This is a genomic window from Vibrio diabolicus (genome assembly GCF_011801455.1).
Classification (GTDB): Bacteria; Pseudomonadota; Gammaproteobacteria; order Enterobacterales; family Vibrionaceae; genus Vibrio; species Vibrio diabolicus.
In genome coordinates, this window is record NZ_CP042452.1 from 881,420 (window position 1) to 902,346 (window position 20,927).

The 20,927-nt window shown below is 43.8% G+C and carries 16 protein-coding genes; 6 read left to right on the plus strand and 10 right to left on the minus strand.

The window, feature by feature from the left end:
* Nucleotides 1–57: 57 nt before the first annotated feature.
* The 5 genes from FR741_RS19215 to FR741_RS19235 form a co-directional block, all read right to left on the minus strand.
* Nucleotides 58–876: a transporter substrate-binding domain-containing protein gene (locus tag FR741_RS19215; protein ID WP_167427477.1), complete on the minus strand. Its 819-nt coding sequence runs from the start codon at nt 874–876 to the stop codon at nt 58–60.
* A 9-nt stretch (nt 877–885) separates the two neighbouring features.
* Entirely contained in the window at nt 886–1,683 is a 798-nt protein-coding gene (locus tag FR741_RS19220) for an amino acid ABC transporter permease (RefSeq protein ID WP_017447591.1), read from the minus strand.
* Nucleotides 1,683–2,417: an amino acid ABC transporter ATP-binding protein gene (locus FR741_RS19225; RefSeq protein ID WP_167427478.1), complete on the minus strand. Its 735-nt coding sequence runs from the start codon at nt 2,415–2,417 to the stop codon at nt 1,683–1,685. Before FR741_RS19225 ends, FR741_RS19220 begins: the two co-directional genes overlap by 1 nt.
* A gap of 170 nt (nt 2,418–2,587) precedes the next feature.
* Complete coding sequence (locus FR741_RS19230; RefSeq protein ID WP_104972557.1) at nt 2,588–3,235, minus strand: lysoplasmalogenase; 648 nt, start codon at nt 3,233–3,235, stop codon at nt 2,588–2,590.
* A 296-nt stretch (nt 3,236–3,531) separates the two neighbouring features.
* Nucleotides 3,532–4,680: an iron-containing alcohol dehydrogenase gene (locus FR741_RS19235; RefSeq protein WP_139060991.1), complete on the minus strand. Its 1,149-nt coding sequence runs from the start codon at nt 4,678–4,680 to the stop codon at nt 3,532–3,534.
* A 206-nt stretch (nt 4,681–4,886) separates the two neighbouring features.
* Between FR741_RS19235 and FR741_RS19240 the strand changes: the two genes are divergently transcribed.
* A complete protein-coding gene (locus FR741_RS19240) occupies nt 4,887–5,768 on the plus strand; it encodes an AraC family transcriptional regulator (RefSeq protein ID WP_167427479.1) in 882 nt (293 codons plus the stop codon).
* A 277-nt stretch (nt 5,769–6,045) separates the two neighbouring features.
* Nucleotides 6,046–9,210, plus strand: a complete 3,165-nt coding sequence (locus FR741_RS19245) for a chitinase C-terminal domain-containing protein (protein ID WP_167427480.1) — start codon at nt 6,046–6,048, stop codon at nt 9,208–9,210.
* Between the two features lie 97 nt (nt 9,211–9,307).
* Here the strand turns inward: FR741_RS19245 and glgC are convergent, their stop codons facing one another.
* The 4 genes from glgC to FR741_RS19265 form a co-directional block, all read right to left on the minus strand.
* Entirely contained in the window at nt 9,308–10,525 is a 1,218-nt protein-coding gene (gene glgC / locus FR741_RS19250) for a glucose-1-phosphate adenylyltransferase (RefSeq protein WP_006742254.1), read from the minus strand.
* A 410-nt stretch (nt 10,526–10,935) separates the two neighbouring features.
* Nucleotides 10,936–12,684, minus strand: coding sequence for a formate--tetrahydrofolate ligase (locus FR741_RS19255; RefSeq protein ID WP_167427481.1), 1,749 nt, complete (start codon nt 12,682–12,684; stop codon nt 10,936–10,938).
* Between the two features lie 236 nt (nt 12,685–12,920).
* The gene (locus FR741_RS19260; protein ID WP_005397615.1) at nt 12,921–14,225 is read right to left on the minus strand and encodes an inosine/guanosine kinase; all 1,305 of its coding nucleotides are present in this window, start codon (nt 14,223–14,225) and stop codon (nt 12,921–12,923) included.
* 232 nt (nt 14,226–14,457) lie between these two features.
* Entirely contained in the window at nt 14,458–14,928 is a 471-nt protein-coding gene (locus tag FR741_RS19265; protein WP_005397614.1) for a CreA family protein, read from the minus strand.
* A gap of 262 nt (nt 14,929–15,190) precedes the next feature.
* On the opposite strand from FR741_RS19265, the gene FR741_RS19270 reads away from it, so the two are divergent.
* On the plus strand, nt 15,191–15,700 hold the full coding sequence (locus tag FR741_RS19270) for a flavodoxin (RefSeq protein ID WP_167427482.1): 510 nt from the start codon (nt 15,191–15,193) through the stop codon (nt 15,698–15,700).
* A 194-nt stretch (nt 15,701–15,894) separates the two neighbouring features.
* Nucleotides 15,895–16,563, plus strand: coding sequence for an HAD-IA family hydrolase (locus FR741_RS19275; RefSeq protein ID WP_005397612.1), 669 nt, complete (start codon nt 15,895–15,897; stop codon nt 16,561–16,563).
* A 428-nt stretch (nt 16,564–16,991) separates the two neighbouring features.
* Here the strand turns inward: FR741_RS19275 and FR741_RS19280 are convergent, their stop codons facing one another.
* Nucleotides 16,992–18,422 carry a methyl-accepting chemotaxis protein gene (locus tag FR741_RS19280; RefSeq protein WP_167427483.1) on the minus strand — a complete coding sequence of 477 codons (1,431 nt, stop codon included), beginning with the start codon at nt 18,420–18,422 and terminating at the stop codon, nt 16,992–16,994.
* A gap of 568 nt (nt 18,423–18,990) precedes the next feature.
* On the opposite strand from FR741_RS19280, the gene FR741_RS19285 reads away from it, so the two are divergent.
* Together FR741_RS19285 and FR741_RS19290 are read left to right on the plus strand one after the other, a co-directional pair.
* On the plus strand, nt 18,991–19,593 hold the full coding sequence (locus FR741_RS19285) for an acyl carrier protein phosphodiesterase (RefSeq protein WP_167427484.1): 603 nt from the start codon (nt 18,991–18,993) through the stop codon (nt 19,591–19,593).
* 67 nt (nt 19,594–19,660) lie between these two features.
* Entirely contained in the window at nt 19,661–20,920 is a 1,260-nt protein-coding gene (locus tag FR741_RS19290; RefSeq protein WP_085343685.1) for a DEAD/DEAH box helicase, read from the plus strand.
* The last annotated feature ends 7 nt before the right edge of the window (nt 20,921–20,927 follow it).

The window sequence follows — 20,927 nt, forward strand, 5'->3', positions numbered from 1 at the left end:
AAAAGTAAAATGGATGATTGGAAAGTATAGGCTCGCGAAGACCACGAGCCACTCAGATTACTGACCTTGCGCGACTTGATCTTGCCAATCTAATGTCGAGAACCAGTATTCATAACGTTGTTTTAACCATCCATCTTGGGTTCTTGCTTCAATCCATTTATTGAAAAAGGCTTTTTTATCTTCTTCCCCCAAGCGAACTGCAAAGGCTTCGTTACCTTTTGATAATCGCTCAGAGAATGGAAGGAATAGCTTGTCGCTGTGTTTCACTGTCTCATGTTCTGGTTTTGGGCTAGAAGCAATGACCGCGTGGGCGTTACCATTCAGCACCTCTTGGAACGCTTGAGCGTCATCATCAAATTGCAGAATCTTCGCTTTCGGGAAGGTTTCTCTGGCGACTTGAACGGTGAATGCGCCGCGACGGGCCGCTATTTTTACGCGTCGTGAGTCAAAGTCCGAAAACTCGCTAAAACCAGAAGCCAGTTTTTTATTTGCTGCTACTTGAACACCGGAGTGTGAATAGGGTTCAGTAAACAACACGCTTTTGGAACGCTCGGGCGTGACCGACATGCCACCGATGATCACGTCGAACTTTTTCGCCAGTAGTGCGGGAATAATGCCATCCCACGCGGTCGGTACAAATTCCACTTTCAAACCTGAATCTTGTGCTAAGCGTTTGGCCACATCGATTTCAAAACCGATTAACTCACCTTTCTTGTTGCGCATTGCCCAAGGTACAAATGTTGACATACCAACGCGCAAAGTGCCTCGTTCTTTGATTTGATCTACATTGGGAGTGGCAACGTCTTCTTTCGCGAGAGTAGGCATAGCGATGGCTAGCCCTAATAATGCAGTAATGGTCGCTTTGAATAACTTCATGTTATCTCCTTATAATTTGCGCCAACTGGCTCCGAGTTTGTGTTCTAGCCATGCAGACAAGCCAGAAAGTGATAGAGTGAGAGCAAGATAAATTGCTGCCACGGTAAACCAAATTTCAAACGGCATCGCTGTCTCAGAGACGATGTTGCGTGCCTGTGTTGTTAAATCAAAAATCGCCATCACGCTTACAATGGAAGAGTTTTTGATCAAAGAAACCACTTCATTGGTCAAAGGCGGTAATGTGCGCTGTAAAACCTGAGGCAAAATCACGTCTTTGTAAGTGTAAAACGGTGATAACCCGAGTGTTTGTGCAGCTTCGAATTGCCCTTTAGGAATACTGTTTAAACCTGCGCGGAATATTTCCGCAGTGTAGGCACCTTGGAAAAGGGACAATGCCAAAACGGCGGTGTTGAATCGGTCCAAACCAATCACGGGGCCAAACACGAAGTAGAGTAAATAGATTTGCACCAACAACGGCGTGTTACGTATTACCTCGACATAAGTGGTGCCAATAACATTGCCGACTTTCGAATCGCTAAGCCTTAGTAACGCGGTGACCAACCCCAACACTAAGGTGAAGAATAGACTAATAGTCGAGATGTTAAGCGTGACCAATAGCCCATCGATAAGTTCTGCTGGCCACCATTCGCCATCTTCATAAAAAGCGATGTAATCAGGTACGCGTTCCCATTGCCATTGATAGCCCATAGCATCGGCACCAGAGTCCAACACCCACACAATCGCGATGAAGAGGAGCATCATTTGCAGTAAAGCTTGAAGCACAGGTTTGATTACGCGAACTATCATCAGTAACTTAAAATTTGGTTCAAAAATGCTTGGGTTCGTGGATGCTGTGGTGTTTCAAATAAGGCGGTCGGTGAGTTCATTTCCAAAATTTGGCCTTCATCCATAAATACCACGCGGTTCGCTACTTTTTTGGCAAATCCCATTTCGTGCGTGACGCAAATCATCGTCATTCCGCTTTGTGCCAGTTCAACCATGACATCCAACACTTCGTTGATCATTTCCGGATCAAGCGCCGAAGTCGGTTCGTCAAAAAGGAGTAAGTCCGGTTCCATACATAAGGAACGGGCAATCGCGACGCGCTGCTGCTGACCGCCGGAAAGCTGGATGGGGTATTTGCTCGCTTGTTCTTCAATATTGACGCGCTTGAGGTAATGTCGTGCGCGTTTTTCAGCTTCTTGTTTTGACAATTTGAGTGTGCGAATCGGCGCTAAGGTAAGGTTTTCCAGTACAGTCAAATGAGGAAAAAGGTGGAAGTGCTGGAACACCATGCCGATTTTACCGGGCTTGAGAAATTTTGCATGAGAAGGCTGGTCAAACACATGAAGTTGACCTTCTTGAATCGATTCAAGATGGTTGATGCAACGAATGAGCGTTGATTTTCCTGAACCAGAAGGGCCACACACCACGATGATCTCGCCAGAATGCACGGAGAAGTTGATATCTTTTAGAGCGTGGTAATCGCCATACCACTTGTTTACGTTGCTAAATTCAACTACGGGAGTGTTCTCTTTCAAAGGGGCACGCTATAAAGGAAAAATATCCTTCTACAATAGCAAGTTGTGCGCATTATTTCATTAAGAACAAGCTTATATTCAGGTTCTAAGATTAAGAACCTGCTCACTTTAGTGTTTGATAAAGTAATGTTTTAAGAATTAGGCACAAAAGCTATTACTAATAAGTCAGTTCAACTGAGATACGGATAACGAACAACGATGGCAACAACGGACATTACCATCAATGTTTGTGCGGAATAGTAGGTCACCATGACGACTTGTCGGGAAAATACGGATCGTCCCCCGAAGCGTTCAAAAGCTAAAACGGTACCAGAAACGATGAAGATAAAGCTTCCGAGCACTGCAAATGAGGACGATTGTGTTTTTCCACTCAAATAATACTCGATAGCAGCCCAACACATGGTCATCAATACCAATATGTAGCTGGCAACCGGGAGCTTTTCTTGACCAAGGTCCGGTCGAAACAACCAATAGAAACATACACCGAGTCCAAATAAAGCAATAGGGAGCCAAGGAGTAAAATGCCAAGCGGACATGATGGTAAAACCGTAGCTATAGGAAAGATGGGCAGAGCAGAAGAGCACTAATCCGGTAATAAACTTATCTCTAGGGAGCATTAATAGTAGATCACCAAGCAACGAGAGCGATAAGCCAACCAAAATCCAATGCGTGTATGGCATATGATAGGCAGGAGACTGGATTAAAATCCCTAACATACAGAGCACTGGTAATGGTTTGGATACGTAGAAGACCCACTTAGGACCTTTACGGATACTGATGATATGTATGAATGCTAATACGACAACAACTAGCCACATAAAATGGATTCTCGAACAGACAAGCTAATGTAGTGAATAACTACAACAAATAAAAGGTCCATTAAATGAGTAAGTTAGACCTTTGAATTCAATTTTATTTTTGTTTGTGTAAAGCTAGACAGTTGTCTCTTTACTGACCTACACGATCAATGAGTTTGTAGGGATTAATCGTTATTTTGAGGAGTTCCCGAATTTGAACGTGATGAAGCTTACAAAATAGCATAAAAAAACGGTATTGTGACCGTTAAGTCACAATACCGTTAAACCCTAGAAAGGGCAGTGAACTGTTTTTGCTGTTAGGCAACAGCGAGTTCTAAAATTTCACGACTACGTTCAAGAGTAATCGCCTGGTTTTCACCGAGAACGGTCATTCCGTGTTTGTTGAGTTGTTCGATGATTGCATCGATCGCTTGTTCACGACTTTCACCATAGTTTTCTAGCTTAGTTGCGACATCAAGTTGATGATAAAACGCTTCGATCGCTTCGATGGTACGTTCAGCAAGATCGTCTCCAGCTTCAAGTCCAAATACGTTGCGACCCATTTGCTCTAGCTTAGGACGTTTAAATTGCATTTGGTTGCGAAGTAGCGATGGTTGGACGATTGCAAGAGAACGTGCATGATCGACGCCCCATAGAGCCGTTAATTCATGGCCGATCATATGTGTCGCCCAGTCTTGTGGAACGCCACTACCAATTAACCCGTTCAATGCTTGGTTAGCAGACCACATTAAGTTTGCGCGCCACATATCGTCGTCTCGCTCGGCAAACTGTTCTCCGAGTGTTTTTAAGGTTTTCAGCAGTGTTTCTGCATAGCCATCTTGAACCATTGCGCCAGTAGGAAGCGTCAAGTATTGCTCACATACGTGCACCCATGCGTCAACAATGCCGTTGATAAGCTGGCGTTCTGGCAATGTTTTCATTACATTCGGGTCTAACACAGCAAATTTAGGCTGTACTGCTGGAGACATGAACGGAAGTTTGTCTTGAGTTTCTTTTTTAGTGATAACTGCGCCCATGTTTGACTCTGAGCCTGTTGCTGGCAGTGTCAAAATTGCAGCTAGAGGCGTCGCTTCAGTGACTTGGTGTTTACCAATCATGATATCCCAGCCATCACCATCATACTTAGATGCTGCTGCTACGTATTTAGAGCCATCAATGACTGAACCACCACCTACAGCAAGAATAAAGTCAACACCATGTTCTTTAACCATTGCGACCGCTTTATCGAGCGTTTCTTTGGTTGGGTTGGGTTCAACACCAGAAAACTCTAGCCATTCATGTCCCTCTAGTGCTTCTGAGACTTGGTCGTACACGCCATTTTTTTTAATTGAGCCACCGCCGTATACCACTAAAACTTTTTGGTCGGATGGGATAGCTTCTTTGATTGCAGCGATTTGTTTTTGACCAAAGAAAATCTTGGTTGGGTTTACATAAGAAAAGTTCATTATTAGCCCTCTTGCTTCCAGTAAAGGAGATTGAATACGTGCATATTAGTCCTGATTAACGTTCGTTAACAGGTCGATTTCTGCAAATATCTTGCCTATTTCTACAAAATTGATGCTTTTGTGCTAGAAAGTTAAAGTCGAGAGGAAGTATAGTGCTCACAATAATAATAGAGACCAAACTCGTTGGTCATAGATGGAGCGCTCTAATGCACACTCTCGCAGATATCATGCAGCAATATGTTGAAAAGCAGGGACTGCATGACTTAGAAGGTATGAAGAAAACCGCAATAGATGGCGTATGGTTTTATCGCAGTAGCAAAGGAAATCATCGCCAACCGTTTGTCTATCAGTCTGGCATTATTGTTTTAGGTCAAGGACATAAGAACATTCATATCGGTGATACACCTGTCCAATATGGGCCCGATGATTACCTTGTCGTAGGAGTTCCCATGCCCCTGGAGTGCGAAGCGTTTGCGACAAACAATGAGCCTTTACTTGGCATCTCGATAGATATTTCGCCAACGCTTCTTCATAAGCTCGTTAAAAAACTTGAGGCTGAGAAATTCAGCAATAAGTGTCTGGACGCTACCCGTTGCGGCCTTAAATCGGTACGCATGAGCGAAGGTATGTTGGATGCATGCAAGCGACTAATGAGCGCGCTGTGTAATGAGCTGGATGTTGTCATGCTCGGTGATCTACTTCTTGAGGAAATTGTTTATCGCACTTTGGTAAGCAAAGAAGGGTATGTTTTATTTGACTTAGCACACCAAGAAGGCTTTTACGCTAGAGTGGCCAAAGCACTGAATCGTGTTCATCAAGCGTACCATGAACAGTTGAGCGTACAAACATTGGCAGAAGAAGCCAATATGAGTGTGTCTGCTTTCCATCAAGCTTTTCGCAATGTCACGCTTGAATCTCCGTTGCAATACATTAAGAAAGTTCGACTTAATAAAGCGCGCGAGTTGATCCAGCTGGAGGGGAGACGAGTCAACGATGCCGCGAGACTGGTTGGGTACACAAGCCCATCACAGTTTAGTCGTGATTACAAGCGACATTTTAATGAAACGCCAAGGTCAACAAAGGCTTAGTGATCTTTATTTCAAAATAACGACTTTTTTTGCCTTTTTTATTAATTTGCGAGTGACATATTTATTTGATTTATAAAATTAGTTACTGGTGCCAAATAATAGGTACGTTGTTGCAAGCATTTAGTGGATTGTTGCGAGGCGGTGTGGAAAACTCGTAAATAGATAGTGTGAAATCACCAACTTGTACTTAAGTTATTTTACGTCGAAATAAAAGTATAAGTGCGCTTTGTTTAGCGCATTTAGTATTGTTTTAACAATAACTTAAGGAAGAGCGATTATGCACCTTAAAAACGGCAACGCAGTGAAAAGCGTGTTCACACTAAGCACTCTCACCGCTTCTTGTCTTATGGCCTTCAATAGCTACGCAGCGGTTGACTGTGCCCCTCTAGAAACTTGGCAATCATCAAAAGTTTATAACGGTGGTGACCAAGTTCAACATGAAGGTAATGCTTACAAAGCACGTTACTGGACGCAAAACAGTAACCCAGCGCAATCTGGTGAGTGGGGCGAGTGGGAAACACTTGGCGCATGTGATGGCATTGGGCCGGTTGATCCACCTCAGAATGAAGTCCCGACTGTTACTCTGACATCGCCTTCTGCGTCGGCTTCTGTGACTGCGGGGGATGTTGTTAACCTAGCTGCAGATGCAGCTGATACCGATGGTACTGTTAGCAAAGTAGAATTCTTTGTTGATGGCGTATTAGTTGGTCAGGCAACGTCTGCGCCTTATGCTGCGTCATGGACAGCGACTGAAGGCCAGCACGAATTCTCTACTAAGGCGTATGATGATGCAGGTGCAGTGAGCACAGCAAGTGCTGTGACGTTAACTGTGGCACCAGCACAACCTGGTAACGAAGCGCCGACAGTGGATGTTGTGCTTTCTGCGACTTCTATTGACTTGGGTGGCTCCGTCACACTGACTGCGAATGCCGCAGATGCGGATGGCACCGTTGCTAAAGTTGATTTCTATGTGGCGGGCGTCCTTGCTGGCACCGCAACAACTGCACCATACACGCTTGATGTAACGCCTTCACAAGCTGGTTCGCTAAGTGTTTATGCGAGAGCAACCGATGATGCCGGAGCAACTGCAGATTCTGCACTTGCGACGTTAACGGTAAACGGTGGTGCGGTGACATCTAACTGTCGCCCTGATGGCTTGTATCAAACAACGGGTGTAGACGTTCCTTACTGTTCTATTTATGACGAAGAAGGTCGCGAGAAAATGGGCGCCGATCACCCACGTCGTGTGATTGGTTACTTTACTAGTTGGCGCGCAGGTGAGGACCCTCAATCGACTTACCTTGTTAAAGATATTCCTTGGGAGCAACTTACTCACATTAACTACGCGTTTGTGAGCATTGGTTCTGATGGTAAAGTAAACGTTGGTGACGTTAATGACCCTAACAACCCTGCTACGGGTAAAACTTGGCCTGGCGTTGAGGTAGATCCTGCTCTTGGCTTTAAAGGTCACTTTGGTGCGCTAGCGACTTACAAGCAAAAACATGATGTTAAAACGTTAATCTCTATCGGTGGTTGGGCTGAAACGGGCGGTCACTTCGATACGAACGGCAATCGTGTAGCTGATGGTGGCTTCTACACCATGACGACGAATGCGGACGGTTCTATTAACCATGCAGGCATCGAGAAGTTCGCAACTTCAGCCGTTGAAATGATGCGTCAGTACAAGTTCGATGGTCTGGATATCGACTATGAATACCCGACATCAATGGCTGGTGCTGGTAACCCTTACGACAAAGACTTCATGGAACCACGTCGTCAGTATCTATGGGCGTCTTACCAAGAGCTGATGAAAGTATTGCGTGAGAAACTTGATGCGGCATCCGCGCAAGATGGCATTCATTATATGCTGACTATCGCAGCCCCATCTTCAGGTTACTTACTACGTGGGATGGAAACCTTCGATGTAACTAAGTACCTAGACTACGTAAACATCATGTCTTACGACTTGCATGGGGCTTGGAATGATCACGTTGGTCACAACGCGGCATTATTCGATACAGGTAAAGACTCGGAGCTAGCGCAGTGGAACGTATACGGCACTGCTGCATACGGTGGTATCGGTTACTTGAACACAGACTGGGCTTACCATTACTTCCGTGGTTCTATGCCTGCAGGTCGTATCAACATTGGTGTTCCTTACTACACCCGTGGTTGGCAAGGTGTTACTGGTGGTGAAAATGGTCTGTGGGGCCGAGCAGCACTGCCAAACCAAACTGAGTGTCAACCAGGTACCGGTGAAGGTGAGAAGAACAACTGTGGTCACGGCGCTATTGGTATCGACAACATGTGGCACGATACCGACCCTAAAGGCAACGAAATGGGCGCTGGCTCTAACCCAATGTGGCATGCGAAGAACCTAGAAAATGGTATCTGGGGCTCATACGCAGCCGCTTACGGTCTTGATCCAGTTAACGATCCTTCGGATAAGTTTGTTGGTACATATACACGTCATTACGATAGCGTTGCTGTAGCGCCTTGGTTGTGGAACGCAGAGAAGAGCGTGTTCCTATCTACGGAAGATAAAGCTTCTATCGAAGTGAAAGCTGATTACGTTATCGATAAAGAAATCGGCGGTATTATGTTCTGGGAACTGGCAGGTGACTACAACTGTTACGTACTGGATGCAAATGGTAATCGTACGGCAGTAGATGCAACTGAACAAGCTTGTGCAGCTGGTAATGGTGAGTACCACATGGGTAACACTATGACCAAAGCTATCTACGACAAGTTTAAGTCTGCAACACCTTACGGCAATAAAGTTGCGACGGGTCCAACACCAACAGAAGCGGTAGACATTACAGTCAGCGTTGGCGGCTTTAAGGTTGGCGACCAAAACTACCCAATTAATCCGAAGATCACGTTTACGAACAACACTGGTCAAGCGATCCCTGGTGGTACTGAATTCCAGTTTGATATCCCAGTATCAGCTCCTGATAATGCGAAAGATCAATCTGGTGGCGGTTTGAAAGTCATTGCTTCTGGACATACTCGTGCAAACAACATCGGTGGCTTAGATGGCGTAATGCACCGCGTATCGTTCTCTCTACCTGCTTGGAAAGATTTACCAGCGGGCGGTACTTACGAGCTTGATATGGTTTACTACCTACCAATCTCTGGTCCGGCTAACTACTCAGTGATTTCTGGCGGTAAAGAGTTTGCGTTCAAGTTTGAACAGCCAGAACTACCAATTGGCGACCTAAATTCAGGCTCGGGTGATGGTGGTACTACTGAACCAGGTACGTGTGATACGACAGGTTTAGTGACATACCCAGCTCTACCACAAACGGATTGGGCTGGTAACCCAAGCCACGCTAACCAAGGTGATAAGATCATCCACAACGGTGTGGTTTACCAAGCGAACTGGTGGACAGCGGCTGAGCCGGGCACAGATGGTAGCTGGTCAACGGTATGTAACATCTAATTATTATGTATTATTTGTTATAGCCTAACGTTAATAGGCTCTTAAACAAAAGCGCACGATCATCATCGTGCGCTTTTTTGTTGCGATGGTTTGTCGTTTAATCGAATTGATAACTTTCGGGTATGACGACAATACCTTTGTCTGAGATTTTAAATCGCTTCGCATCTTCTAGTTTGTTGATGCCAATTTGAGTATGTGGCGGAATACGAACATGTTTATCAACTATGCAGTTGACCAACTGACTTCCTTCACCGACCTCTACGTCATCAAAAATGATGGAATCGACAACCGTTGCACTGTCTTGAATACGTACGTTAGAGGAAATGATGGAATGCTGTACTGAGCCTCCAGAATTGATGACACCGGTAGCAATGATGGAGTTAATAAAAATACCTTCATTGCCCGTAGCAGAAGAAACGGTACGAGCTGGTGGAAACTGCGGCTCGTAAGTACGAATCGCCCAATTGGATTGATATAGGTTCATTGGTGGTACTGGCTCTAGCAGATCCATATTCGCTTCATAGAAGGAATCAATGGTACCCACGTCGCGCCAGTAGCAATCCTTATCAACTCGACCTTTACTGCCACAAAATTGATAAGCATAAACGGATTCCGTATCAATCAGCTTAGGTATGATGTCTTTTCCGAAGTCATGACTTGATGAATCGAGTTTTGAGTCGTCTTCGAGTGCTTCTTTTAAAACATCCATATCAAAGATATAGATCCCCATGGAAACGAGGCTTCTAGTTTTGCTTCCTGGAAGGGTAGGTGGGCATTCTGGTTTTTCTATAAATGAAGTAACTAGCCCGTTTTCTGCGGTGCCCATTACCCCGAATGCTGAAGCATCCTCTACGGGAACATCCATACAGGCAACGGTGAGCTTAGCACCTTTCTCTTTATGCTCTTCAAGCATTGCGGCGTAGTCCATTCGATAGATATGATCGCCGGATAACACAACCACATACTTCGCGTCATTGCGCGATAGTAACCACATGTTGTGATAAATCGCATCAGCGGTTCCTTCATACCATGCACCACCTTTGCGCATTTGAGGTGGAACAGCAGTAATGTACTCGCCAAGCTCTGGATTGAATATCGACCAACCATCTCGCAAGTGTTTTTGAAGTGAATGAGATTTGTATTGGGTCAAAACAAGGATTTTACGTAAACCCGAGTGTAAACAGTTGGTTAGTGTGAAATCTATAATTCTATACTTTCCGCCAAAAGGTACTGCTGGCTTGGTTCTATCATCGGTGAGTGGGCTGAGTCTAGACCCCATCCCTCCAGCTAAAATTACGGCGAGTGCGTCTTCCATATTATTCCCTTTCCCTTTTTTGCATGCATCAAAACGGTGCTAACCAGGAGGAAGTGGTGTACAGCGCAGAGGTTTTGAAAGTGCATGTGCTGATGTGTTTACTACTGCAAACTTTAGTACAAGATTCGAGCCATAGAATATCTTTTTAAAAATCAAAGGGGTTAAAAGTTCATCGCAAGGTAATTGCACCACATTAGTGAAGTGCTAAGTAGGCCGTGCATCAAATTGGCGCAAGATTATAGGGAAGGGGAGAAAATAAGTATGGATTTACAATGTAAAGTGACGATAAAACAGTAAGATAAAGATAATCAAGCACGCCTCTTCGTCTGTTCAAAGTGAGTGGATATAGAAGTAAACCACTCACTCTTTAAACGTCCTTCCTTTATAGTCAACTATACGTTGACGTTACACTAAGAGAGACCGACGATATTTCCTTCATCATCAAGGTCTAAATTCATAAATGCAGGTTTATCAGGCAAACCTGGCATCGTCATCACCGTACCGGATAACGCATACACAAACCCAGCGCCGGCACACAGACGTAACTCGCGGATAGGGACTGTAAAACCTGTCGGCGCGCCTTTGACAGCGGAATCTGTTGTTATCGATAGTGGAGTTTTCGCTATGCAAACCGCTAAGTTGTTAAAACCTAGATTTTCAAAATGGTTGAGCTGTTCAGTAGCAAGGGAACTCATTTCTATATTGGCGGCACCATAGCCAGCTTCACACACAGCCATAAGTTTTTCGTGTAACGATTGTTCTTTATTGTATAAAGGACGAAACTCTGTAGGCTGGGCACAAGCGTCAATAACATGTTGAGCTAACTGAGTTGTGCCTTGCCCGCCTTGCGCAAAAGCGGTGCTGATAGCGACTTTAACTTCCGGATTAAACTTCTGAACCAGCTCTTTAAGTATTTTAAGCTCTTTCTCACAATCTTGCGGAAACTGGTTAATAGCGACAACAGCTGGAATGCCATATTTATGGACGTTATTAATGTGCCATTTTAAGTTTTCAAATCCCGCTTCCAATGCTGCTTGGTCTGGATTAAAAATGGAATCTGGAATGGCCATACCTGGTCGTAAATCGTAGTGTCCAGAATTTGCTTTGAGGCCGCGTAATGTCGCTACTATCACTACACAATCTGGCGCCTTGCTGGCGGCGGCAGCTTTAATGTTACACGCTTTCTCAAATCCCATGTCCGAACCAAACCCCGCCTCTGTTACTGTGTAACTTGATAGCTTTAGCGCGATATCGTCGGCAATAATAGATGAATTTCCATGGGCGATGTTTGCAAACGGGCCTGCGTGAATCAACGTAGGAACACCTTCCAGAGTTTGCATCAGTGTCGGTGCTATGGCCTCTTTTAATGTCACTGCCATTGCTCCTGCAACTTGCAGATCCTCAGTGGTTACCGGGTTTCCGTTCAAATCGTACGCTACGACAATTTTCCCAATACGCTGACGTAAATCTTTCAAATCTTTAGCCAGTGCAATGATAGCCATTAACTCAGACGCGGCAGAAATATCGAACCCTTCGTCGCGTTCGTATCCATTGATGACTTTTCCTGGCTCATTTAGCCCAATTTTGACTTTACGTAGTGCACGATCATTATGGTCCATTACTCGTTTCCAAGTAATGCTTGCCGTATCGATTTTAAGTGCCTTTAATCCAGTACGTGCTTCAAAGGCATCATAGCCTTCGCGTTGTTCATGATACAAGCGAGCATCAAGCGCGGCTGAAGCTAGATTATGCGCCGCCGTCACCGCATGGATGTCACCAGTAAGGTGTAAGTTCAGTTCTTCCATTGGAGCAACTTGGGAATAACCACCGCCAGCAGCACCGCCTTTAATACCGAATACAGGTCCCATAGAAGGTTGTCTAATACATGCGATAACGGATTGTTCAAGCTTAGCTAAACCTTGCGCCAGTCCGACTGTTGTAACGGTTTTTCCTTCGCCAAGTGGGGTAGGAGTGATCGCAGTAACAAGCACAAGCTTACCGTTATCATTCTCTTTTAGCCGCTCCAAACATTTTGGATGGACTTTGGCTTTGTGCTTCCCGTGAGTGTCATATTCTTCGGGTAGTAACCCTACTTTTTCCGCAATAACATCAATAGAAGAAAGTGGTGTGTTTCGACAAATTTCAATATCTGACTGCATGGATAATCCCTAAAGTGACTCGCAGGTAGTGTTGAAAAACAATCTGAGTTGGAGCAAGTATTATTGTTAGGCAAACGTTTGCTCGGTGATAGTACGGTTTCGATTCGGTATGTAAAGAGTTTACTGCTCTATACTGTGCTACATACTAACAAAATCTACTATTTACTGCGCCAGATCAAAACAAAAAGGCCACCAAATGGTGACCTTGATGTATTTTTAGCTTTAAAGCTGTGATCTTAACGATCCCAGTAAGTTTCTTCTAAGCTATCTTCTCGTTCAGGAAGTGCTCGCGATAGGCGAGGAGAGTGTTGCGTCAACACTTCATAGCTTACTCGGTTTGCATATTTACAGATCTGAGAAAGTGATGAGTAAGTCAAACAGCGTACTTCGTGCTTTTCTGAGTTAGGCACTTCTTTTTGATGGAAAGAGTTTGCAGCCATATCATGCAGTAAAGCAGAAAGCGCCGCATCACCTGCGCCGTTGGTGTTCTTAATCTCTAGTGGACCACCTAGGTAAGGACCAATGTAAGAGTATACCTTCATTGGCTTCTCACAATCTCCTTTACGCATCGCACGACTAAATTCGTATTGGTTAAAGGCTTCAATTGAGCCTTCAAGAATGTCGTGTGTGGTTTCTCGTTTTACTTTTTCGTCAGTGTAACCTGCCATGTATAGGCCATTTGGCCCAGCAGTACATAGAACAAGATCGACCCACTCAAGTGCTTTATCAGCAGCCGCAAGCGGTTCTGTCTCGCCTGTTAATGCGGCGCCTTCTTCTTCATTCATTGCAACAACAGATATGTTCTCGCGAATGTACTCTTGCCACCATTGCGCGTTACCTTCGATAACGTACTTTGTGCCTAAAGTCAGTACAACAGGGACATCGTGCTTCTTGGCAAAGTCGATCGCTTTTTGTACCGCTTTCGGCATTGGATCCTCTTCTTTACCGCGCATTAGGTAAGAAGAAACAACCAGAGCTGATGCTTTCTCAAAGATCTCTTCAGGAATGCTTTCCGGAAGTAGTTGGTTCATGTGACCTTCATTGATAGCAAATGTGCGTTCGCCATCTTGAGAAATCAGGGTATAACAACGACCAATAGGACCATCTACCGTTTGTAGGTGGTTGAGGTTCATGCGTGAAGACGTGCGGCAAAGGTAACGGTAAGCAAAAGAACCAACTTGAATGTTCTTGGACATCACGCCGAGCAAAACGGATTTGCTATCCGCCAATACTGAGTAATTGTGGAGCGTGTTGCCAATCGTGTCACCTGGGTATTGGTGTGTGATCAGGCCTTGCTCAACCAGTTCTTCGTAAAGTGCATCTGCTTTGCTTTCTTCAAGAACGAGTGAATGTCCTTTACTTAGGTTGTATTTTTCTAAAAACGCATCATCTACACGCGCTTCGATATCTACGATGGTTTGACCGACACCAACAATAGTTGGGCGATATAGCTTAGGCGCTTGTCGGATTTGGTTTACTAATGGATCTCGAGCGTGAGTTGGGAAGTAGTGTTTAGATTTACGCTGACCAGGAAACTTCATGCTTGTTCTTGAGTGAGAAAAAAAAGAGGCGGGATTGTATCACAAAAAAATGAAAATCGTGGCGTTTTATTACAAAGAAGTTTGCCCGCTGAAAAAATCAGCGAGCTGGAGAAATTGCGACCAAGATAGCCTAAATTGCTGATGCTTATATTACTACAATTGGTCTCTTTTCAGATTGTTGAGCGGTTATTCTCTTTAACAACGAGCTTGGAGCTATCCAAATTTAGCCGCGTTACTTTTTCACTTCAGTTGGCTCAACGTAAGCCTTGGTACCCCAAAGTGGAACTGTCGATAGGCTGTGCTTAAAGCTACCGTCTGTCTCTTTTGTTGTGTAAGACAGGTAGAGTAAGGTTTGGTTGTCTGCATCATAAATTCGGCGAACCTTCATTGTTTTGAAGAAAATACTTTTTGACTTCTTAAATACAATTTCGCCAGACTTGCTTTTATCTATTTTTGCAATCATTTCCGGTGTGATTTCGCCAGTCTGACGACATGATATTGAGCTATCACTTGGATCCGCCAAGCTAAAATCGGCTTCGATAGAAGCGATGTGACACGTAACCCCCGTGACTACCTCGTCTTTTAATTCACCGACTTTGATGTCTTTCAAAGTAAACCAACCGAGTCCTACATCAGCAACATCGTTATCTGAACAACCAACCAGCGTAGTAGCAAGCAATGCACTTAACAGCATCTTTTTCATTATTTTTGTCCTTAACTAGGAAAGATATTGATGAAATCTATCAGAGGTTTGCAACTAAAACAAAATTTAGCCAAGGAAAGGTCTACGTACGCTAGGTTTGTTGTGGGCTTCATGCTAATGTACTGCTCTAAACGAAATGATGAGTTAGAGTGACCATACTTTCTCCCAATATGACTTTATATCGCTTGTCGCTCTGTCTAAGCTTCACTCTATGTGAGAATGAAACACTTTGCACATTTCGTTTTGCAACTAAGGTATCAAAATGAATGAACAACAGTTAGCCAGTATCGAGCGTAAAAATACATGGCTGTATGATCTGGTTGAAGTTGAATTTCCAACACCAGAGAGTCTGAAAGGGCGTGATGTCTATTTCAAAGCACTAGAACAAGCAACCTATCAAGTGGTCGACAAAGACACGCTACTTGAAAGTAATTCTGAATTTAGCTCTGACGATATTTTTCTGGTCGATTTTCACCGACTTACTATCATGTTTTCTGTCCTGCAGTCTCAGCGTTGGGATCAACAGTACGATAAAGATATGATTGTGGAATATCTCACTCAGATAATTCTAACGCCAGATTTTGAATTATATGTTGGTTTTAAATCTGGAGCTCCAATTGGTGCCGCTATTATTAGCCACCTTGAAGGAAACACGCTTATCTCTGATGTCGCGGTTTCTGAATCAAAATACAAGAGTTCGTTTGTGGCGGATCTTGCTAAAAGACTAAGTATCGAACACAAGCTTTTAGATTCGGTGATTATTGAAAGCTAATTTGCGCACTCAAATGCATAAAAAGCAAAGCAAGATGACGATAGGTGATCTTGCTTAGAAAAAATGTAATTGCTCCCCTCTATTTCCATGAAATGCCAAGCTCGTCGTTTCAACAATCCCAAACTTAAATAAGATTAAGCCAACATTTTTAAAATCAGCTAGGGCATTAGCCTTTAAGATGTCTGGAGATGGCTATGGCAATTACCAATATTAAGTGCGTGATATTTGATTGTGATGGTACGTTGGTCGATAGTGAACGATTGTGTTGCCAAGCTCTCGTCAATGTATTTAACCTGCATGGCGCAGAATTAACGATGGAAGAGTGCGTTTCTCATTTTAAAGGAGGAAAGCTCGCTGACATCCTTTTAGATACTAAAGAGCTGAAAGATATCAAAGTCCCTATTGATGTCTTAGAGCCGCAATACCGTGAAGAAGTCCAGTCTCTTTTTGTTCGCCACTTACAGCCGATGGATGGCGCAAAGCGATTAATTCAGTTTTTAGATTCGCATAATATCGAATATTGTGTCGCGTCCAATGGGCCGAAAGATAAAATAGAATACGCATTGGAGTTAACAGGATTGCTCGATGCTTTCCAAGGGAAAGTGTTCTCTGCATTCGATGCGAATAGTTGGAAGCCTGAACCTGACTTAATTATGTACAGTGCAATGAGCATGGGCTTTTTACCGAGCGACTGTCTTTATATTGATGACACACCTAAAGGCGTAGAAGCGGGATTAAACGCTGGCATTAAAACCGTACAGCTATTTAATGGTGAGGCAATCAATCGTGTTGATGATGAACGCGTAATTCGCATTCAACATTTAGATGAATTAAAAGAGCAGCTATTTAGCTGCTCTGTTTAATCTCTTAATGGCACACCGTACTTAAGCTATGGATATGTTTAAGTTTGGACTGTAGGTAAGGGGTTTGATGTAGGCATTGGATAGATGAGAAGCTTTTTGTATGAAATCCGCAAGCAGCGCATGTGAATTTCTCTCCATCCGATGAAATGAGATATTCATCCCCCTGGCAGAGAGGGCAACTTAGGTTTTCGATGTCTTTTGTATCTTTGTAATTATTCATATTGTTTTCCAGCAGCAAATTGGAATTGGCAGGATTAAGCATAGCGGAACGCTTTGTTTATGAACATTATTTCATCAGGTACAGCGAGAACTTGAGATTCACTTCAAATATCCACTTGTGTGTAGTAGAAAATATCGACGATAACGGCTGAAAACGGTTTAAAGAAAGGGCTCCTCAGGAGCCCTTGTTGATCATAAATGCTGCAAAGTTATGCTGTGCGGTAGCGTTGTAATACCTCACCAAGAGACACTGACGCCTGAGTGAGATTAGCTACCCCTACGGTAGATTGCTCTGCAACTTCTCTGATTGTACTCGACTGGCTGCGAATTTCTGAAAGCTCAGATGCAATATCGTTGGCGACTGCGCTTTGTTCTTCTGCTGAGGTGGAAATTTGGATACTCATGTCCATCAATGAGCGTGCGGATTCAGCAATGGACGTCACATCATGACCAATTTCATCAATAAGCTGGCTACTGGTTTGCGCTTGTTGAACAGTTCGATCAGTGATTGAAGCAATGTTCTGGCTTTCGGCTTGTAGTTTCTCAATCATGGCTTGAATTTCTACTGTTGCCTGTTGAGTTCGGCTTGCCAATGTACGCACTTCATCAGCAACCACAGCAAATCCACGACCTTGTTCACCAGCGCGTGCTGCTTCAATTGCCGCATTCAGAGCCAATAGGTTGGTTTGTTCTGAAATGGCATTGATCGTTGTAATAACGTCATTGATCTGTGTCGTGTTCTCATTTAAGTTGTTTACTGACGTGGAAGCCTGTTCAATATAGCTGGATAACGTCTCAATTTCTCCAATCACATTTTGCACGCGATTTCTGCTTAGCTCGATCTTTTGAGCATCCTGATCGGATTGCATCGTCGCTTGTTGGGAAATACTGGATACTTCTTTTGCAGAGGCTGTCATTTCTTCCATTGCTGTCGCGACGGAATCGAGTGTTTGATATTGATGAGATATCTGCGTTTCGCTCAACTGCATATCTTTTTCGAATGCAGAAGATGTCTCACTCAATGTAGCCGCATTATTTTTCACACTGTTAACTAGTTCACTTAAGGTGTCCATCGATTTATCTAACGCGCAACCAATGGTGCCAAACTCGTCTCGGCCAGGATGAAAACCAAGGCGAGAGGTTAAATCACCTTCACCAATTTTTTCGGTTGTCGTATATAAAACCCACAGGGCGCCTCCTATAAAGGTCGCAACCCAGTAAGAGAAAAGGGCAAAAGGAACAACCCATAAAAAGCTGAGTAACAGAGAGGTTAAGGCTGACGACTTTGCAGATTCGTATTGCGCGGATACGTTTTGAGTCAACTTGATCACTTCGCCAGAATGCAGCTTTGCATAAGCGGTGACAGAGCCATCAACAAAAGAGCTCTCGCTTACGCGACTTGATTTCGATACGCCGTCAATTTGTGGAACATGACCTGGTTGAGCGTCAACAATACCAGAAAGTTTCGCTTCGCTAGCAGAAATCGCTTGTTGTTTAAATTGTTGTATTTCATTGAAGTAGCGGCTTCCAGCCACAGAAGTGAGGGCTACTAAAAACAGCAGGAATATAACCCACATTTTGTCGTTGATAGACATCTTGATAAACAGCCTGTCTATCGTTCTAAACTCAACTTCTCTCATTTAAAGCTCCATTAGAGATAAAAGATATTGACCAAATCTATTGCTATATCGAAACAAAATATGCGAAGTTAATCAGCAAAATATGTAACGAAAACTAAATTTAGTTTAAGAAATGAGATCTAAGGACGCCTATAACGGTATGTTATATCTTTAAATTGACATAAATATTGATAAAAGAGCTATTTCTCTGAAGTGCTAAGTAGATATGAAATCTGGTTGCAAACGTTTACTTTTGATTCTGCTCATAGGTTTTTAAATCTTTACTTCTCGCTGTCATGAATGTGTCATATAAAGACTATAAAAAGGAGTTGTTGACGTGGATATGGCAAGGCCAAGCCGTCAGCAAGTACAAGCAAGAGAGCTTAAAATAAAGGAGGTCACAATGAGCGACCAATACCAAAACGATGAGAGCCTAGAGCTGCTAGATGCGCTTGAAATTGGCATTATCTTGTCGGAATACGTTGGCTCAGACAACGAAGCCGAATAGCGGAACACTCTCATCTCGTCGTAATTGACGTTATACTAAGTTCATGTCACACCAAGCCTTAAAGGCCAAAACTGGCGTCGGATGAACTTTCTAGCCCACCTGCATATCGCAGACCACTGTAACAGCCATTTATTGGGAAACTTGCTTGGAGACTTCGTAAAAGGAGATCCAAGCAAGCTGTATGAACGTGATATCTCTAACGGCATCAAATTACATAGATTTGTTGACCGCATTACTGATCACCATCCTATTGTTAACGAATGCAAACCTCACTTCAAAGGTACTGCGCGGCGCTTTGCCCCTATCGCTCTCGATATGTTCTGGGACCATTGTCTCGCAAAACACTGGAACGACTTTTATGCCGTATCTCTCGAACACTTTGTTGATTCGGCATACGAGCGAGTAAACCGTGACGTTAATGAACATTTGCCGCCGCGTTTTTTGGTGCTCCACAGCCGGATGTGGCACGGTCGATGGCTTCAGTCATACCAAGACCTGGATAATATCGAATTTGCATTACATCGAATGTCGCAAAGAAGCCCGAGAATGGCTGACCTTACTACAACATTTAAAGTGATTGAGAGTGATTACACAGAATTGGAAGAGAAGTTCTCGACACTCTATCGAGACGTTTTACGCCAGTCGTATGATTTTCAGCAACATCTTATTGATTCAGCCCAATGAGATAGAAAAGTAGTATGGCAATTGGGGCTCTGGTAAACTCTGCGCTCCAAAAATAATGAGGTTACACATGTCTGTTAATTTTGCTGACTTAGGCATTGAACAAAAGCTAATCGAGACGCTAAGCAATCTAAATATCGTGACGCCAACACCAGTGCAAGAAAAGTCTATTCCACATGTCCTTGAAGGAAAGAACTTACTTGCTGCTGCACAAACTGGTACGGGGAAAACAGCTGCGTTTGGTTTACCTATTATACAAACCGTTCAGCAAAAGAAACTCAACGGTACGCCTCAAGCATTGGTTTTGGTTCCAACACGCGAGCTTGCGCAGCAGGTATTTGATAATTTGAATCAGTACTCTGCACAAACCGAACTTCGCATTGTGTGTGTTTATGGTGGTACAAGCATTGGCGTACAAAAGAGGAAGTTAGAAGAGGGCGCTGATATTTTGATTGCAACACCAGGCCGCCTTTTGGATCATCTGTTTAATGGCAACGTAAACATCTCCAAAACCAGTATGCTCGTTCTAGACGAAGCCGACCGTATGTTAGATATGGGATTCTGGCCTGACTTGCAACGCATCTTCCGACGTTTACCCGCCGAAAAACAGATCCTGTTGTTCTCTGCGACATTTGAAAAGCGAATCAAGACTATTGCGTACAAACTCATGGAATCGCCGGTTGAAGTTGAAGTGTCACCAGCAAACACGACGGCTGAAACAGTAAAACAGATGGTTTATCCGGTAGACAAAAAGCGTAAACGTGAATTATTGGCGTACTTGATTGGCTCGCGCAATTGGCAGCAAGTGCTTGTATTTACAAAAACTAAGCAAGGTAGCGATGAGCTAGCAAAAGAGCTTAAGTTAGATGGCATAAAAGCGGTTTCAATTAACGGGGATAAGTCACAGGGTGCGCGTCAAAGAGCGTTGGATGAGTTCAAGCAAGGTAAGGTGCGTGCGTTGATTGCGACAGATGTAGCAGCACGAGGACTGGATATTCAAGAGTTAGAGCAAGTGGTGAACTTTGATATGCCATTTAAAGCCGAAGATTATGTCCACCGTATAGGCCGTACTGGCCGTGCAGGAAAGTCGGGGTTAGCTGTGTCTCTAATGAGTCGAGATGAAGAATATTTATTGCATGCTATCGAGAATTTGCTTGATCAACGCCTACCGCAAGAATGGTTGGCAGGCTTCGAGCCAAGTCTTATAGAAGAAGTCGAGCCTGAGAAAAATGGTAGTGGGCGCCGTCGAAGCCGTTCATCAGAGAAGCGTAAGCTAAAAGCAAAATTAGCGATTCATAAGAACCGTGGTAAATCACGTAACTCTCGCTAAACCGCAC